The sequence below is a fragment of the Ferrimonas balearica DSM 9799 genome, from assembly GCF_000148645.1.
Lineage (GTDB): Bacteria > Pseudomonadota > Gammaproteobacteria > Enterobacterales > Shewanellaceae > Ferrimonas > Ferrimonas balearica.
In genome coordinates this window covers 797,077-812,687 of sequence record NC_014541.1, presented here as the reverse complement: position 1 = coordinate 812,687, position 15,611 = coordinate 797,077, and the positions used below count along the sequence as shown (strand labels likewise).

The following is a 15,611-nucleotide window of genomic DNA, read 5'->3' as shown; positions in this document are numbered from 1 at the left end:
GGTCTCCTTAGCCCGCTTGTCGCATCACCACTTCAGTGACCGCCTCAAGCGTGGCCTGCTCCAGTTCCACCAACGACTCATGCAGATAATCGGCAATGGCATCGAAACCGGGCAGTGAACGCCGACAGCACACCAGGCCAAAGTGGATCTCGCCCGCATAGCTGAGCAGCGTGATATTGAGGGTCTGGCCGGGCAACAACAGCGACAGCGGATACATCTGAGTCACCTGGGCGCCCTTGAAGTAGAGCGGCTGGGTGGGCCCCGGCACATTGGAGATCAGCATATTGGTGGCCGGAGGCAGGTAGTGGTGCAGACCCAAGCGTCCGGCGGTCAAAGCCAGGCCATTCACGATGATGGAGTACTGGTAGTAGGCGTCGCCGGAGAGTTCCAGCGCCTCCTGCTTCACCCCCATGGTGCCATCGCGGATGTTGCCCAGGCGCTGCAGTGGCGGGTCGTCACTGTGGCCCAGCTCCACCAGCCCGAGGCTGATCTTGTTGCAGGCAACCGGAGTCTCCCCCTCCCGCCGAAGGTTGATCGGCATCAGCGCCACCATCGGCTTGCGGCTGGACCAGTTGTGCACCTGCAGATAGCGATGCAACGCCATATCGCAGACCGTCAGCATCACATCGTTGGCGGTGGTGCCGGTCAGCTTGGCGATGCGGGAGAAACGCCGCAACGGCAGACTGGCCAAGGCCACGGTGCGCGCCCGGTCGGGGCTGATATTGAAAGGGGTACGGGGCGCAGTAAACGGCACCTTCAGCCGGGTGGGCTGCAGGTTCAGCGAGTTCAATGCCAACTTGCCCGCCAGTTTGGCCAAGCCGATGCTGGCGCCGATCTGGCGCTTGATTAAGCCCCGGCTGCCCAGCAGGCAGGCCAGTAACGAGGCCCGTTCCGCCCGGGCAGTGGCGTCCGTCTCGGCACTGCCGACCCAGAACGGCTTGGTCGGCTCATCCGGGCGCAGAGTGCAGCTTCGGGCAAACAGCTTAGAGGCCCGAACACCATCGGCCAGGGCGTGGTGAACCTTAACCACCAGTGCCACCTCACCACTGTCGAGCCCATCGATCACCCACAGCTCCCATAACGGCCGACTGCGGTCGAGACGGTAGCTGTGAATGCGACTGATCAGCTCCAGCAGCTGGTGCGGTGAACCCGGCTCCGGCAACTGAGAGTGACGCACGTGGTAACCCAGGTCCACGGTGCCGGCGCTTTGCCAGCGTGGCCAGCGGGTAAACGCCAGGTCCAGCACCTGATCAAACGGCGGTTGCGGCGGGTCACTGTCCCACAGCTCCTCGACCAGGCGGCGGCCAAACCCCTCTGTCTCTCCCGCGGGTGGTGTCAGCATCACCAAACCGGAGATGTGCAGAGGGGTGGCGTCACTCTCAAACAGGACGAACCCCAAGTCCAGTAACGACAGGTTGGCCATAGGCCCTCCCTAGTTCTGGGCCAGCTTTGTCACCAGCTCGGTAAGCCGGTCCACTTTGGTGTTGAGCTGGTCGATGCGACGCGGGTCAACCCCGCTGAGACGGGCGAACAACGCTTGCACCCGGGCTTCCACATTGTGGTTGGCGGCACGAACCTGTTCGGCCACGCTATCACGGGTTTGCGCTTCTACCGCGCGCCCCTCATCCACCAGCGTATCAAACAGCGACTCGGTCTGTTCGCGCCGCTCGCCAGCTTCTTCCAGGCTCTTGCTGTACACCCCGAGCCCCGCCAGCCAGATATTGCGCGCCATCTGTTCACTGTCTTGCAGCCATTCCTGGCCACGATCACGGATATCAATGCTCATAGTGCCCTCCTGAACGCTCAGGCGTCTTTCTTAGCGGCGGGTTTGCGAGTGGTGCGACGCGGCGCCGGCTTGGCTTCCGCTTTCACTTCCGCAGCGGGTGCGGCAGGGGCAGCCTTGGCGGCGGCCAGTTTATCGACCACGTCGGTCAGTTGATCCAGTTTGTTGTCCAGCTCATCCAGCTGGTGCGGGTCCAGACCGGTAAAACGCTGTACCCGGGCGTTGATCTGCTGGGTCATCGCCTGCTGGGTTTGAGAAGCCGCGTCTTTGACTTGGGTCTTGGTCTGGTTTTCCAGCTCGCGACCCCGCTCCATCAGCTCTTCAAACCAGGTGCGGCCGCGCTCGGACAGGTTGGTCACCTCTTTGGCGCTCTTGGCATAAGCGCCCAGGCCAGCCAGCCAGATCTTGCGTGCCAGTGCTTCCTGCTCAATCGGGGGAGTGATTTGACGTTTTGACATGATGCCCTCCTCAAAAATTCCGGCGACAGGGAATGTTCCCTACTGTCAGGTTATGAAGCGGGCCTAGAATCGGCGTTCTAAAAGGGGGGAAGAACTTTGCGCTGGATCAAAAAACGGGGCGATGCGCGCCCCGTTTCACTCTCAGCCCAACAGCGTGTCCAGCTGCTGCTCAATGGCGGCGTGAATGCCATCGCGGAAGGGCCGTAACAGCAGCCCCAGTTCCAGGGTTAACACCACCGTCGACGGACCCGGCAGCAGGGTGCCACGGGCGCCGCTGCGGGAGAAATGCACCGCATCCCCCCGCTGCTGAATGCGCAACTGATAGGCATCGGCCAGGCGATCAGACAGGTCACTGACCAGGCTGTTCAGCTCGGCCTGTGACAACTGGTGTTCGCGCTCAATGTGAATTCGACCCATCGCCGACCTCCTTGCCCTCAAGCTAGCAGTTTCAGCGGGCTTCAGCCACTGCGGCTGTCGTTCGCGGCCATCAGCATATTGGCACTTTCCACCCTAAACTGCTGAGCAAAATCACCAAACCACTGCGCCACATCATCAAACAGGGCTTCGAAGCCCACCTTATCGCCCGCCTCCAGCAACGCCAGTGCCTCCTGGTAGCGGTCCAGATAGTGACGGGCCCGGGCCAGGGCATCCGGCTGGGCAAAGATAATGTCGGCATAGAGGCTGGGGGATTGCGCAAACAGACGCCCGACCATCGCCAGCTCCAGCCGGTAGATGGGGGAGCTGAACTGCAGCAGCTGCTCAATGTCGGCGTGCTCCCGCTTCAGGTGCAGGCCATAAACAAAAGCGGTGAAGTGGCGCATCGCCTGAACCAGCTGCATCGCCTGATCGTGTTCCGACGCCGGGGCTTCGTGCAGGCGCGCGCCCCAGATGGCGATCTGCTTCAGCAGCCACTGGTAGTGCTCTTCACCACGGCCATGACAGACCACCACCACCTGTTTGGCCAGGGAGGACACGTCCGGGCCAAACATCGGGTGCAGGCCCAGTACCGGCCCCGGGTGGGCCTTCAGCATTGCCGCCAGCGGTGCCTGCTTGATGGAGGTCAGGTCCACCAACAGGCACTCCTCCGGCAGCGGTGGCAGCCGTTCAATCACCTCGCAGGTTTTGTCGATGGGCACGCTGATCACCACCATACCGGCATCGGCCAGCAGGGCATCTGCCCGATCCCAGTCGTTCTGCTCCAGCACCCGCACTTCGTAGCCGGACAGGGTAAACAGCTGGGCGAACAGGCCACCCAGTTTGCCGCCGCCCCCGACAATCACGATGGGGCCAAGGGTATCGTGCACCCGCTTAAAGCCCACATCCTTCTCGGACACATAGGACTCCCGCATGATGCGACGCAGCAGATCTTCAATCAGTTGCGGCGGCACCCCCATCGCTTCGGCTTCGGCACGGCGCTTGGCCAGCATGCTGGCTTCCCGCTTGGGGGCATAGATGGGCACCCCTTCCCGGTGCTTGATGGTACCCACTTCCCCAACCAGCTTGAGGCGGCGCTGCAACAGCGCCAGCATCTCCTGGTCCACTTCATCAATCTGCGCCCTCAGGGCATCGAGGGCGGCACTGCTGGGTTCAGCCATCAGGCCTCCTTAAAGCGCTGGGGCAGCATCGGGCCGAGCGCTTCCGCGCCAACCCGCAACAGGGATTCGGTGGTCGCCCAGTCGATGCAGGCGTCGGTAATGGAGAGACCGTACTCAAGCTGGTCCCGGGGCGTGTCGGCGCTCTGGGCTCCCTCCTTCAGGTGGCTCTCCAGCATGATGCCGATGATCGAGGTGTTGCCATCCAGGATCTGGTGGAACACATTCTGAGCCACCAGCGGCTGGCGAGCCGGGTCCTTACTGGAGTTGCCGTGACTGCAGTCGATCACCAGGCGGGCGTTGAGGCCTGCGGCGTGCAGCTCCTGGGCACACAGGGCAACGTTCACTGAGTCGTAATTGGGCTGCTTGCCACCGCGCAGGATCACGTGGCCATCCGGGTTGCCCTGAGTTTGCAGCAACGCCACCTGGCCGGCCTGATTGATGCCCATAAAGCGGTGGGAATGGGCGGCGGCCTGCAGGGCATTAATGGCCACATCGAGTTTGCCGTCGGTGCCGTTTTTAAAGCCCACCGGCATCGACAGGCCGGAAGCCATCTCGCGGTGAGTCTGAGACTCGGTGGTACGGGCGCCAATGGCGGACCAGGCGAACAGTTCGCTGAGGTACTGGGGGCTGATGGGGTCCAGCGCTTCGGTGGCCACCGGCAGCTCCAGCTCAGCCAGCCAGATCAACAGCTCACGAGCCTGGCGCAGCCCCTTCTCCACATTGAACGAGCCGTCCATATCCGGGTCGTTGATCAGGCCCTTCCAGCCCACGGTGGTACGGGGTTTCTCAAAGTAAACCCGCATCAGAATGTAGAACTGATCCTTCAGCTCCTCATGCAGGGTTTTGAGTTTCAGCGCGTACTCCTTCGCGGCCTCCACATCGTGAATCGAGCAGGGGCCAGCCACCACCAGGATGCGGTTGTCGCGCTTGTGGACGATGTCCGCCACGGTTTGGCGGGCGTCGAGGATATATCGATAGGCGTGATCGGACAGCGGCAGCTCGGCTTTCAGTTCAGCCGGGGTGATGAGGACTCGTTCCGAGTCGATATGGATGTTGTTGATGCTGTCCTTCTGCATAGTCTGTCTCCGTCTTCTTACCATGCACACGCCGCAATATCGCGGTCTTCAGACAGAGTGCCACACTGACAACTGTTGTAAACCGGCAATTGGCGGGCAATTCAAACCGAAACAAACGAAATTGCTATTTTTTATAAGACAGAAACGAACAAGCCCGCCATAAAGGCGGGCTTGAGTGTGCTTGCGATGGACTAAGCAGTGCTTAGTTCAGACGCTCACGGATACGTGCAGACTTACCGCTGCGCTCGCGCAGGAAGTACAGTTTGGCACGACGTACACGGCCGCGGCGCTTAACGGTGATGCTTTCTACCAGCGGAGAGTGAGTCTGGAACGCACGCTCTACGCCTTCACCATTAGAGATCTTACGAACAGTGAACGCAGAGTGCAGACCGCGGTTACGCTTAGCGATTACCACGCCTTCGAAAGCCTGCAGACGAGTTTTGTCGCCTTCGGTTACACGAACTTGAACAACGACAGTGTCACCCGGGCCAAAGGCCGGAACGTCGCTCTTCATCTGCTCTTGTTCAATCTGCTTGATGATGTTGCTCATAATTAAACTCTCATCCTAGATATACTGAAAACTCTAACGTTCGATCTTTTGTTCGGTCACGAACTCAGCAAGCAACTTGGCCTGCTCGTCAGTCAGAGCTAGGTTATTTAACAGTTCCGGTCGTCGCGCCCAGGTGCGTCCAAGGGACTGCTTCAGGCGCCATTTCCGGATCAATTCATGGTTGCCGCTCAATAAGACCTCGGGTACTGCAGCCCCGTCCAGAACTTCCGGACGAGTGTAGTGTGGACAGTCCAGCAGGCCATCCGAAAAGGAGTCCTGCTCTGCTGAGGCCGCTTTGCCCAATACGCCGGGTACCAAACGAGATACCGCGTCGATCAGGTTCATGGCCGGCAGTTCACCGCCACTGAGTACGTAGTCACCAACGGACCACTCCTCATCTACTTCGCTTTGGATGATGCGCTCGTCGATACCTTCGTACCGTCCACACACCAGCACCACGCGCTCGTAGGTCGCCAGCTGTTCAACACCAGGCTGAGTCAGCTTGCGGCCCTGGGGAGACAGGTAGATAACCTTAGCTCCCTCCCCCGCTTCTGCCTTGGCAGCGCGGATGGCCTTGCGCAGTGGTTCCACCATCATCAGCATTCCGGGTCCGCCGCCGTAAGGGCGATCGTCCACGGTGCGATGGCGATCCGTTGTGAAATCCCGGGGATTCCACGTGTGTACCTGAATGAGGCCGTTTTTTACGGCCCGACCCGTCACCCCAAAATCGGTGATGGCGCGGAACATCTCAGGGAAGAGGGTCACTACCCCTAGCCACATGGGATTTTCCTCGCTACTTAGAAACTGGGGTCCCAGTCGACAACAATTTTTTTACCCAGCGTGTCCACCTCAAGGATGAACTGCTCGGTCACAAACGGAATCAAACGCTCCCGTTTGCCGAAAGCATCGTTACTCTTGGCTTCCACTTCCAGCACGTCATTGGAGCCGGTTTCCAGCAAGCCGGTCACCTTACCCATGTCGTAGCCTTGGGTGTTCACCACTGTACAGCCGACAAGATCACGCCAGTAGAACTCATCTTCCGGCAGCGCTTCCAGCTGCGCAGGCAAGATGGCGACATCGCAGTTGATATACTGCTCCGCCTGGTTGCGGTCTTCGACCCCAGCCAGTCGGCAGATGATGCCGTTGTTATGACGGCGCCAATCGGCAACCTTCATCTCTTGCCATTCACCCTGATGGAGAACCAGCCAGGGGGAGTACTCAAAAATGCCTTCGAGTGAGTCGGTAAAGGCGTTGACCTTCAGCCAACCACGGATACCGTACGCCGAACCCAAACGGCCGACGACGATCAGTTCCTTGTTGGACATCAACCTTACCTACCCAATCCTGACTTAGGCAGCCGCTTTGCGGGCGTCCTTGATCAGGGTAGCAACGCGGTCAGAAACAGCGGCGCCGTTGTTGATCCAGTGCTCTACGCGCTCCAGATCAATACGCAGCTTCTCTTCTTGACCAGCAGCGATCGGGTTAAAGAAACCCACTTTTTCAATGAAACGGCCGTCACGGGCGTTACGGCTGTCCGCAACTACAACGGAGTAGAAGGGACGCTTTTTCGCGCCGCCACGAGCCAAACGAATGGTTACCATACGGTTTACATCCTCTAATGGTGTTTGCAAGCAATAAAACTGGGGCCGAAATGGCCCCAAGGTAGAAAGCCCGCCGATTTTACCTGAACCTAGGCTCAATGCAACCTTGCGGGCTAGAAAGTGATCGCCCCGGCGTGCCAAAACCCAAATCAGAGTCTAGTCAGGCCGTCGCTAAAGCTGGGTCTTAACGCGGAAATTTCATTCCGGGGGGCATCATGCCGCCCATGCTGCGCATCATCTTCTTCAGACCACCGCCCTTCATCTTCTTCATCATTTTCTGCATCTGGGTGAACTGCTTAAGCAGACGGTTCACATCCTGCAGCTGGGTACCGGAGCCTGCGGCGATGCGCTTTTTCCGGCTGCCCTTGATCAGATCGGGGCGGGCACGCTCTTTCGGCGTCATCGAGTTGATGATCGCTTCCATCTGGCGGGTGATTTTATTGTCCTGAACCTGAGCCAGGGCATCCGCCGGCAGCTGGTTCATGCCGGGCAGTTTCTCCAGCATGCCCATCATGCCGCCCATATTGTGCATCTGCTGAAGCTGATCGCGGAAGTCGTTCAGGTCGAAACCTTCACCTTTCTTCAGCTTGGTCGCCAGTTTCTCCGCCTGTTGACGGTCAACTTTGGCTTCCACCTCCTCAATCAGGGAGAGCACGTCGCCCATACCCAGAATGCGGCTGGCCACACGGTCAGGGTGGAACGGTTCCAGTGCATCGGTCTTCTCACCCACACCCAGGAACTTGATCGGCTTACCGGTGATGTGACGGATAGAGAGCGCAGCACCCCCACGGGCGTCGCCATCCACCTTGGTCAGAATCACACCAGTCAGCGGCAGGGCATCGTTAAACGCCTTAGCGGTGTTGGCGGCATCCTGACCGGTCATGGCGTCGACGGTAAACAGGGTTTCCACCGGGTTGATGGCAGCGTGGAGGGCTTTGATCTCCTCCATCATGTCGCTGTCCACGTGCAGACGGCCCGCGGTATCGACAATCACCACATCGAAGAACTTGCGCTTGGCGTGGTCGATGGCCGCGGTGGCAATCGCCACCGGCTTCTGCTCTACAGTGGAGGGGAAGAACTCCACGCCAATATCGGAAGCCAGAGTCTCCAGCTGCTTGATCGCAGCGGGACGGTAGACGTCGGCACTGACCACCAGCACCGATTTCTTGTGGCGCTCCTTCAGGAATTTCGCCAGCTTGCCCACAGAGGTGGTTTTACCCGCACCCTGCAGACCCGCCATCATGATCACCGCCGGCGGCTGAGCAGCCAGGTTGAGTGCCTCGTTGGCCTCACCCATTGCCGCTTCCATCTCGGTGCGAACGATCTTAATAAAGGCCTGGCCCGGGGTCAGGCTCTTGGACACCTCGGTGCCCACGGCACGTTCGCGCACCTTGTTGATGAACTCGCGCACCACCGGCAGGGCCACGTCCGCTTCCAACAGCGCCATGCGCACTTCGCGCAGTGTGTCTTTGATGTTGTCCTCGGTCAGACGACCTCGGCCGCTGATGTTTTTCAGCGTCTGGTTCAAGCGCTCGGAAAGATTCTGGAACATCGCCGCACCACAGTTGTACAAATGAGGGCGCATTATAGCGAGGCGGTGAAGTTAAACTCAATCAAGCCCAGATCACATCTTGACCGCGCGCCCCGATGCGCGCCGCCCCGAGGCCGTGGTAAGCTAGCGCAAGGTGCTCTGCGCGGCCTTAATTTTCAGCGCTCTAACTGCGAAGAAGGGACAACATGGAGTTATTCGCGGTAGTGGCGATCCTCGGATACGCCATCGCATTCTATCTGTTGGCTTCCCGGCTGTTGGCCCCAGACGGCCCCAACCGCAAGCTGATCACCCTCTCTGCTGGTGCCGCCGTGGTGGCCCACGCTCTGGTACTGGGGGACGCCATTCTGATGAAGAATGGTCAGAACTTCAGTCTGACCAACACCCTCTCCTTGCTGGTGTGGATCATCACCCTGTCGATCACCGTAATGATGCCGCGCCTGAAGGTGCTGGTGGTGGCTCCGGCGGTGTACCTCTGCGCCATTCTGGCGGTGGTCGGATTGTGGCTGCTGCCGCCCAAGTACATCACCCACTTTGAAGCGGAGCCGATGGTACTGACCCACGTGGTGCTGGCCCTGCTCTCCTACGCCGTATTGCTGCTGGCAGCGCTCTATGCTCTGCAACTGGCGGGCATCGACCGTCGCCTGAAGCAGCGCCAGTTGATGCTGAACCCGTCTCTGCCGCCGCTGATGACGGTGGAGAAGCAGCTTTACCACCTGGTTTGGATCGGCTTTATCCTGCTGACTCTGGGCCTGATCACCGGTTGGGTGTTCCTCGAGAACTTCCTCGGTGACGGTAAGGGCCACAAGGCGATTCTGTCGATGGTGGCCTGGGCGGTGTACGCGGTGATGCTGGCCCGACACCATATGAAGGGGATGCGCATCCGCTCTGCGGTGGCCTTTACCCTCAGCGGTGCCGTGCTGTTGTCCATCGCCTATTTCGGTTCCCGCATCGTGCGTGAGCTGATCCTGACCTAAGTGTCATGGGCGCGCCCTTGACAGGGCGCGCCTCAGCCGTTTAATTAGGGATCCGAACGGCTAAAGAGACCTCACGTTGGACGACATATCCACGGGCAGTTTGTTACTGACGCTGGCCCTCCTCATTCTGATCTCCGCATTCTTCTCTGGCACCGAAACCGCGATGATGTCGCTGAACCGGTACCGCCTCCGCCACCTGGCCCAGAAAGGTCATAAGGCCGCCCAGCGCGCCGACCGCCTGCTGCAGCGCCCGGACCGGCTGATCGGCCTGATCCTGATCGGCAACAACATCGTCAATATCGCCGCGGCCTCACTGGCCACCATCATCTGCCAGCGCTGGTATGGCGACTGGGGCCCGGCAGTCGCCACCGGTGCCCTGACCTTTATCATCCTGATCTTTGCCGAAGTGACGCCCAAGACCCTGGCGGCCCACTATCCGGAGAAACTGGCTTACCCCAACTCCATGGTACTGCGGCCTTTGATGTCGCTGTTCTACCCGCTGGTCTGGATGGTCAACCACATCAGTAATGGCCTGCTCCGCTTGATGGGCGTCAGCCACCACAACCCCAATGATGACCACCTCAGCAGCGACGAGCTTCGCTCCGTGGTGCATGAGGCCGGTGGGCTGATCCCCCGCCGTCACCGGGAGATGCTGGTTTCCATTCTCGACCTGGAGAAGGTCACCGTGGAGGAGATCATGATCCCCCGGGCGGAGATCTTCGCCATCGACATCAACGACGACTACCGCGCCATCATTCGTCAGCTGACCCACAGCCCCCACACCCGGGTGCTGCTGTACCGTGACAACATCGACGACGTTGTCGGCTTTATCCACTTGAGCGATGTGCTGAGGCTGTTTACCAAGGAGCAGAAGCAGACCGGCAAGAGCACCCTGCTGCGTGCGGTCCGCGAGATCTACTTTATCCCCGAGGGCACACCACTGAACGTGCAGCTGCTGAAGTTCCAGCGGGCCCGTGAGCGCATCGGCCTGGTGGTGGATGAGTACGGCGATATCCAGGGGCTGGTGACGCTGGAAGACATCCTCGAGGAGATTGTCGGCGACTTTACTACCGGTCTTCAGGGTCCGCCCAGCGACGACATCAGCCGCCAGGAGGATGGCAGCCTGCTGGTGGACGCCAGCATCACCGTGCGTGACCTCAACCGGGAAACCCACTGGACCCTGCCCACCGATGGCCCCAAAACCCTCAATGGCCTGATCCTGGAACGGTTCGAAGACATTCCGGCCCCGCACACCCAGCTGGAGCTGGATGGTCATGGCCTCGAGGTGATGGAAGTGGCGGAAAACCGGGTAAAATCCGTGCGATTTTTACCGGCAAACTGAACAACGAGCGACTACGCTTAGCCTCCGCGCTGCGAAAAAGGATTGAGCCATGCAACGGCCAAGTCGTCTCCTCTGCGGCTGGCCGCTTGTTGTTGCTGTCTTTCTGGTGCCCACCGCAGAAGCCAATGATCTGCCGATAACCACCGAGCCCCCTGTGGAACTGCCCCCTGCCATGGCGCCTGCGGATGAGAATCTGTGGGAGTTGAGGTGGGGACAACCGGACAGCCACTGGTTTGTCACCAGTGACTGGGAGCCGAGTCAGCAAACCCGGGTAGAGGGGGGCTATCAAATGGGACGGGCGCGCTTATCGCTGGACGTTCGTCACCAGCAGGACCGCAACCGGGGTGACCAGATGGCCCTCTCACTGATCGCCCGCTACCGGTTTTAAGACTCCAACACCACCGTCGCTGTCGCGTAGTGCTGTTCGTCAGACAAGCTGATGTGCATCCCCTGCCCGCCCAGGCTGGTAAAGCGGGCCAGCGCGCCGTCACTGAAGACCAGCTGCGGTGCGCCCCACTCGTTATGCTGCAACTCAATATGCTGAAATGACACCCCTCGGCCGATGCCGGTGCCCAGCGCCTTGGCCGCCGCTTCCTTGACCGCAAAACGCTTGGCCAACAGGCGGGCGGGCTCTTTGCTGCGGGCCAGCTCCTCCCGCTCTGCCGGGGTCAGGATGCGTTCTGCAAACCGAGCGCCCAGTCGTTCAAACTGGGCCTCGATGCGCGCAATCTCGACGATGTCTGTGCCGAGGCCAATGATCATCTTCAGCGTCCCTGGCGGGCATCCAGCATCAGCTGCTTCATGTCGCGCACCGCCAGATCCAGACCGTCGATGGCAGCACGGGCAATGATGGCGTGGCCGATATTGAGCTCATACAGCTCCGGGATGGCAGCGATGGGCTTCACGTTGTGGTAATGCAGACCGTGACCGGCATTGACCACCAGGCCACGCTCATGGGCATAGCTCGCCGCTTCACGGATGCGCACCAGCTCTTTGTCGCGGCTGATCTCATCCTCAGCGTCGGCGTAGTGGCCGGTGTGAATTTCGATGTAGGGCGCCCCGGTGGCCACCGTGGCGTCAATCTGGCGCGGGTCCGCATCGATAAACAGAGACACCTTGATGCCGGCCTGGCGCAGGCGGGTCACCGCCTCGCTGATTTTGGCCTGCTGGCCCACCACATCGAGGCCACCTTCGGTGGTCAGCTCTTCGCGCTTCTCCGGCACCAGGCAGACGTATTCCGGACGGATCCGCTCAGCGATGGCCAGCATCTCTTCGGTCACCGCCATCTCGAGGTTCATGCGGGTCTTCAGGGTTTTCGCCAGCACTTCAACATCGCGGTCGATGATGTGGCGGCGATCTTCGCGCAGGTGGATGGTGATGCCATCGGCCCCCGCGTGTTCCGCCACCGCAGCGGCGTGCACCGGGTCGGGGTAGTCGGTACCACGCGCCTGGCGCAGGGTGGCAATGTGATCGATATTAACGCCCAGAAGAATGCTCATTACGTCCTCGTTGCTGTAAAAAAAGCGTCCGGCTGTGCAATGGCTTATCCCCCAGCAGGGGACGAAGCAGTTCACGCACGGCCCGTTTGATCTCGTTCATCGCTTGCGGTGTCTGCAACCGCTGTTGCTGCCATTGCAGCAGGCTGTCGCCACTGTAGCCGCTGCCGGCGGCTCCCCGCAACACCCAGCCCTGTTGTGGCTGCCAGGCGTAGCGTGCCTCCGCCATCAGCGCCACCCCATCCGCATCCTCACCCGGCGGTGGCAGCACCCCAAGCAGGTCCAGCAGCGCCCGCTCAAACTCCCTCAGGTGGGGCTCCATCGGCGTCTCCCCGGCCAGGCCGAGCAGGGCTTCATGGTAGTGGTCAAACAGGCCATCCAGCGGTTGCCATTCGCGCAACAAGCGTTGGCACAGTTCGTTCAGGTAGAGCCCGGCAAACAGGCGTTGGCCATTAAGCGGCATGGGCAGGGTTGGGGCTTCGAGTTGAGCCAGGGTGCGGAGGGTGGAACGGCCGGACAGGCTGATCATCAGGGGGCGGAAGGGTTGCAGCTGGGCCTTCCTGGCCCCGCCGGTTTTGCCGCCGACCCGGGCCACCGCAGCGACCCGGCCATGCGTCTCGGAGAGCAGGTCGAGCAACAGGCTCGACTCCCGATATGGCCGGGCGTGCAGCAGATAGGCCCGGTGCAGGGGTTCAGTCGTCGCCATACCCCAGGCTTCGCAGTGCCCGTTCGTCATCGGCCCAACCGGATTTCACCTTAACCCAGGTTTCCAGGTAGACCTTGGTGTCGAACAGTTTTTCCATATCCATACGGGCTTCGCGACCGATGGTGCGGATCTTCTCGCCCTTGTTACCGATCACCATGCGCTTCTGGCCGGAACGTTCCACCAAGATCAGCGCATTGATGTGGTAAGTGCCCTTCTCATCGACCTGAAACTGCTCGATCTCCACGTTGATGGAGTACGGCAGTTCGTCACCGAGGAAGCGCATCAGCTTTTCACGCACGATCTCCGCCGCCATAAAGCGCTGGCTGCGATCAGTGACGTAGTCTTCCGGGAAGTAGTGGATGCACTCCGGCAGCTCTTTCTGAGCCATGGTGATCAGCGGCTGAATGTCGTCACCCTTGCCGGCGGACATCGGAATGATGGCGTCGAAGGGGAACTGCTCCTGCAGCCACTGCAGGTGCGGGATCAGGTCCGCTTTTTCCTTGATCTGGTCAACTTTGTTGATCACCAGAACGGTTTTGCGGGTTTCGGCACCACGGCGGATCTTATTCAGTACCATCTGATCGTCGGCGGTCCACTTGGTGCCTTCCACCATCATGATCACCATCTCAACGTCACCGATGCTGGAGGCGGCCGCGCGGTTCATCAGGCGGTTGATGGCGCGCTTCTCCTCCACGTGCAGGCCGGGGGTATCAACGAAGATGGTCTGGTAAGCCCCTTCGGTGTGGATCCCCATGATGCGGTGGCGGGTGGTCTGAGGCTTACGGGAGGTGATGGACACCTTCTGGCCCAGCAGACGGTTCAGCAGGGTGGACTTGCCCACGTTGGGTCGGCCCACAATGGCGACAAAGCCGCAGTAGGTGGTATCAGTCATCAAGAGAGTTGCTCCAATACCCGGCTGGCGGCGTCCTGCTCCGCTTTACGACGGGAACTGCCGTTACCGATCATCGGTTCGGCCAGGGCGCTGACACTGCAGCGCACGGTAAATCGTTGGTTGTGAGCGTCCCCTTCCACGGACACCACTTCGTATTCCGGCAGCGGTTGCTTACGCGCCTGCAGATGCTCCTGCAGACGGGTTTTCGGGTCTTTCTGACGGATGCCCGGTTCGATGATATCGAGGCGGGCCTGGTACAGGCGCAGGATCAGCGGTTTACACACTTCGATGCCACCATCGAGATACACCGCGCCCAGAATCGCTTCCACCGCATCGGCCAGGATCGACTCACGGCGGAAACCGCCGGATTTGAGTTCGCCCGGGCCCAGCTTGATCACATCGCCCAGGGCCAGTTCCCGGCCCAGTTCGGCCAGGGTCACGCCCTTAACCAGTGACGCCCGCATCCGGGTCATATCGCCTTCGGCCACCTTGGGGAAACGCAGATACAGCGCTTCGGCGATCACGAAGGAGAGCACCGCATCACCGAGGTACTCCAACCGCTCATTGTGCTGGGAAGCCGCACTGCGGTGAGTCAGCGCCTGGTTCAGCAGGGCAATGTCCTTAAACTGATAGCCCAGTGCGTCCTGCAGCCGGGTCAGCTTTTGATTGTTCACTGCAGACCACCCACTCGTTCAAAACGGACGCCGGTCGGTACCCAGCTGGGCAGCCAGCTGTCCGGGGCGCGATCGCGCTCGAAGGAGATCCAGATAACCACGGCTTTACCCACCAGCAGAGACTCGTCAACGAAGCCCCAGAAGCGGCTGTCGGTGCTGTTGTCACGGTTATCGCCCATGGCAAAGTATTGGCCTTCCGGCACCACCCATTCACCGGTGCGGGCACCGCGCTGATGGTAGTAGGCCTGAACCGGCTCAGAACGCATCGGGTTCACAAGGATGTCGTGATTCACCGGACCAAGGGCCTCGCTGTAACGCTCCAGCGGAATGCCGCCCTGGTAGAAATCTCCCACGCTTTCCGGCACCACGGCCACTTCCTGAAGCTCAGGGCAGGGGCTCATGCCTGCGGTGCAGGCCGGCTGCACGTAGAGGCGCTTATTGCGGTAGACGATGCGATCGCCGGGCAGGCCAACGATGCGCTTGATGTAATCCACCTTGGTGTCGCCGGGGTACTTAAATACCGCCACGTCACCACGCTTGGGTTCACCGGTTTCCAGGAACTTGTGGCGCCACACCGGATCCCGCAGGCCGTAGGCGTACTTCTCCACCAGGATAAAGTCACCCACCAGCAGCGTCGGCATCATGGAGCCGGACGGGATCTGGAACGGCTCATACAGGAACGAGCGCAGCACCAGCACAAACGCCAGAACCGGGAAAACGGCGCGGCAGTTTTCGGCCACCGGGCCTTCGCGAAGCATGCTGAAGCGCGCGTCGTCGCTCAGCTTATTGACCTGCTCAGCGTCCGCGACTTTGGCGCGACGCTTGGGTAACAGCACAAAGTGATCAAAGGCCCAGACCAATCCGGTCGCCAGGGTCACAAGCACCAGCAGGTGCGAAAACAGGGTGGCCATC

General features: G+C 60.5%; 20 protein-coding genes. 3 read left to right on the top strand and 17 right to left on the bottom strand.

What is annotated here, in order from left to right; translation table 11 throughout:
* Positions 1 to 7 precede the first annotated feature (7 nt).
* The 11 genes from FBAL_RS03855 to ffh all read right to left on the bottom strand — a co-directional run bounded on the left by FBAL_RS03855 (position 8) and on the right by ffh (position 8,615).
* On the bottom strand, positions 8 to 1,423 hold the full coding sequence (locus FBAL_RS03855; RefSeq protein WP_013344265.1) for a wax ester/triacylglycerol synthase family O-acyltransferase: 1,416 nt from the start codon (positions 1,421 to 1,423) through the stop codon (positions 8 to 10).
* A 9-nt stretch (positions 1,424 to 1,432) separates the two neighbouring features.
* On the bottom strand, positions 1,433 to 1,786 hold the full coding sequence (locus FBAL_RS03850) for a phasin family protein (RefSeq protein ID WP_013344264.1): 354 nt from the start codon (positions 1,784 to 1,786) through the stop codon (positions 1,433 to 1,435).
* Positions 1,787 to 1,803: 17 nt separating this feature from the next.
* Complete coding sequence (locus FBAL_RS03845; RefSeq protein WP_013344263.1) at positions 1,804 to 2,241, bottom strand: phasin family protein; 438 nt, start codon at positions 2,239 to 2,241, stop codon at positions 1,804 to 1,806.
* A gap of 141 nt (positions 2,242 to 2,382) precedes the next feature.
* Entirely contained in the window at positions 2,383 to 2,658 is a 276-nt protein-coding gene (locus FBAL_RS03840; protein WP_013344262.1) for a polyhydroxyalkanoic acid system family protein, read from the bottom strand.
* A 41-nt stretch (positions 2,659 to 2,699) separates the two neighbouring features.
* On the bottom strand, positions 2,700 to 3,836 hold the full coding sequence (gene tyrA, locus FBAL_RS03835; RefSeq protein WP_013344261.1) for a bifunctional chorismate mutase/prephenate dehydrogenase: 1,137 nt from the start codon (positions 3,834 to 3,836) through the stop codon (positions 2,700 to 2,702).
* Positions 3,836 to 4,912: a 3-deoxy-7-phosphoheptulonate synthase gene (locus FBAL_RS03830; protein ID WP_013344260.1), complete on the bottom strand. Its 1,077-nt coding sequence runs from the start codon at positions 4,910 to 4,912 to the stop codon at positions 3,836 to 3,838. The genes tyrA and FBAL_RS03830 overlap by 1 nt, the downstream gene beginning before the upstream one ends.
* A 202-nt stretch (positions 4,913 to 5,114) precedes the next feature.
* Entirely contained in the window at positions 5,115 to 5,462 is a 348-nt protein-coding gene (gene rplS, locus FBAL_RS03825; RefSeq protein WP_013344259.1) for a 50S ribosomal protein L19, read from the bottom strand.
* Positions 5,463 to 5,495: 33 nt separating this feature from the next.
* Positions 5,496 to 6,242 (bottom strand): tRNA (guanosine(37)-N1)-methyltransferase TrmD, encoded by a 747-nt coding sequence (trmD, locus tag FBAL_RS03820; protein ID WP_013344258.1) that lies wholly within the window; start codon positions 6,240 to 6,242, stop codon positions 5,496 to 5,498.
* A gap of 17 nt (positions 6,243 to 6,259) precedes the next feature.
* The gene (gene rimM, locus FBAL_RS03815; RefSeq protein ID WP_041251175.1) at positions 6,260 to 6,790 is read right to left on the bottom strand and encodes a ribosome maturation factor RimM; all 531 of its coding nucleotides are present in this window, start codon (positions 6,788 to 6,790) and stop codon (positions 6,260 to 6,262) included.
* 21 nt (positions 6,791 to 6,811) lie between these two features.
* Positions 6,812 to 7,063 (bottom strand): 30S ribosomal protein S16, encoded by a 252-nt coding sequence (gene rpsP, locus FBAL_RS03810; protein WP_013344256.1) that lies wholly within the window; start codon positions 7,061 to 7,063, stop codon positions 6,812 to 6,814.
* A 184-nt stretch (positions 7,064 to 7,247) separates the two neighbouring features.
* Entirely contained in the window at positions 7,248 to 8,615 is a 1,368-nt protein-coding gene (gene ffh / locus FBAL_RS03805) for a signal recognition particle protein (RefSeq protein ID WP_013344255.1), read from the bottom strand.
* Positions 8,616 to 8,800: 185 nt separating this feature from the next.
* On the opposite strand from ffh, the gene FBAL_RS03800 reads away from it, so the two are divergent.
* The 3 genes from FBAL_RS03800 to FBAL_RS03790 all read left to right on the top strand — a co-directional run bounded on the left by FBAL_RS03800 (position 8,801) and on the right by FBAL_RS03790 (position 11,319).
* On the top strand, positions 8,801 to 9,589 hold the full coding sequence (locus FBAL_RS03800; RefSeq protein WP_013344254.1) for a cytochrome C assembly family protein: 789 nt from the start codon (positions 8,801 to 8,803) through the stop codon (positions 9,587 to 9,589).
* A gap of 76 nt (positions 9,590 to 9,665) precedes the next feature.
* Positions 9,666 to 10,931 (top strand): HlyC/CorC family transporter, encoded by a 1,266-nt coding sequence (locus FBAL_RS03795; protein WP_013344253.1) that lies wholly within the window; start codon positions 9,666 to 9,668, stop codon positions 10,929 to 10,931.
* Positions 10,932 to 10,980: 49 nt separating this feature from the next.
* The gene (locus FBAL_RS03790; RefSeq protein WP_013344252.1) at positions 10,981 to 11,319 is read left to right on the top strand and encodes a hypothetical protein; all 339 of its coding nucleotides are present in this window, start codon (positions 10,981 to 10,983) and stop codon (positions 11,317 to 11,319) included.
* On the opposite strand, the gene acpS is transcribed toward FBAL_RS03790, so the two are convergent.
* Genes acpS through lepB form a run of 6 tightly spaced genes read right to left on the bottom strand, consistent with a single transcriptional unit; the run spans position 11,316 to position 15,610 of the window.
* Positions 11,316 to 11,693 carry a holo-ACP synthase gene (acpS, locus tag FBAL_RS03785; RefSeq protein ID WP_013344251.1) on the bottom strand — a complete coding sequence of 126 codons (378 nt, stop codon included), beginning with the start codon at positions 11,691 to 11,693 and terminating at the stop codon, positions 11,316 to 11,318. The two genes, FBAL_RS03790 and acpS, sit on opposite strands and share 4 nt — an antisense overlap.
* A gap of 2 nt (positions 11,694 to 11,695) precedes the next feature.
* Positions 11,696 to 12,430, bottom strand: a complete 735-nt coding sequence (gene pdxJ / locus FBAL_RS03780; protein ID WP_013344250.1) for a pyridoxine 5'-phosphate synthase — start codon at positions 12,428 to 12,430, stop codon at positions 11,696 to 11,698.
* Positions 12,408 to 13,133: a DNA repair protein RecO gene (gene recO, locus FBAL_RS03775; RefSeq protein WP_013344249.1), complete on the bottom strand. Its 726-nt coding sequence runs from the start codon at positions 13,131 to 13,133 to the stop codon at positions 12,408 to 12,410. The genes pdxJ and recO overlap by 23 nt, the downstream gene beginning before the upstream one ends.
* Entirely contained in the window at positions 13,120 to 14,025 is a 906-nt protein-coding gene (gene era / locus FBAL_RS03770) for a GTPase Era (protein WP_041251174.1), read from the bottom strand. Before era ends, recO begins: the two co-directional genes overlap by 14 nt.
* Positions 14,025 to 14,699 carry a ribonuclease III gene (rnc, locus tag FBAL_RS03765; RefSeq protein ID WP_013344247.1) on the bottom strand — a complete coding sequence of 225 codons (675 nt, stop codon included), beginning with the start codon at positions 14,697 to 14,699 and terminating at the stop codon, positions 14,025 to 14,027. Before rnc ends, era begins: the two co-directional genes overlap by 1 nt.
* Complete coding sequence (gene lepB, locus FBAL_RS03760; protein ID WP_013344246.1) at positions 14,696 to 15,610, bottom strand: signal peptidase I; 915 nt, start codon at positions 15,608 to 15,610, stop codon at positions 14,696 to 14,698. The genes rnc and lepB overlap by 4 nt, the downstream gene beginning before the upstream one ends.
* Between the last annotated feature and the right edge of the window lies 1 nt (position 15,611).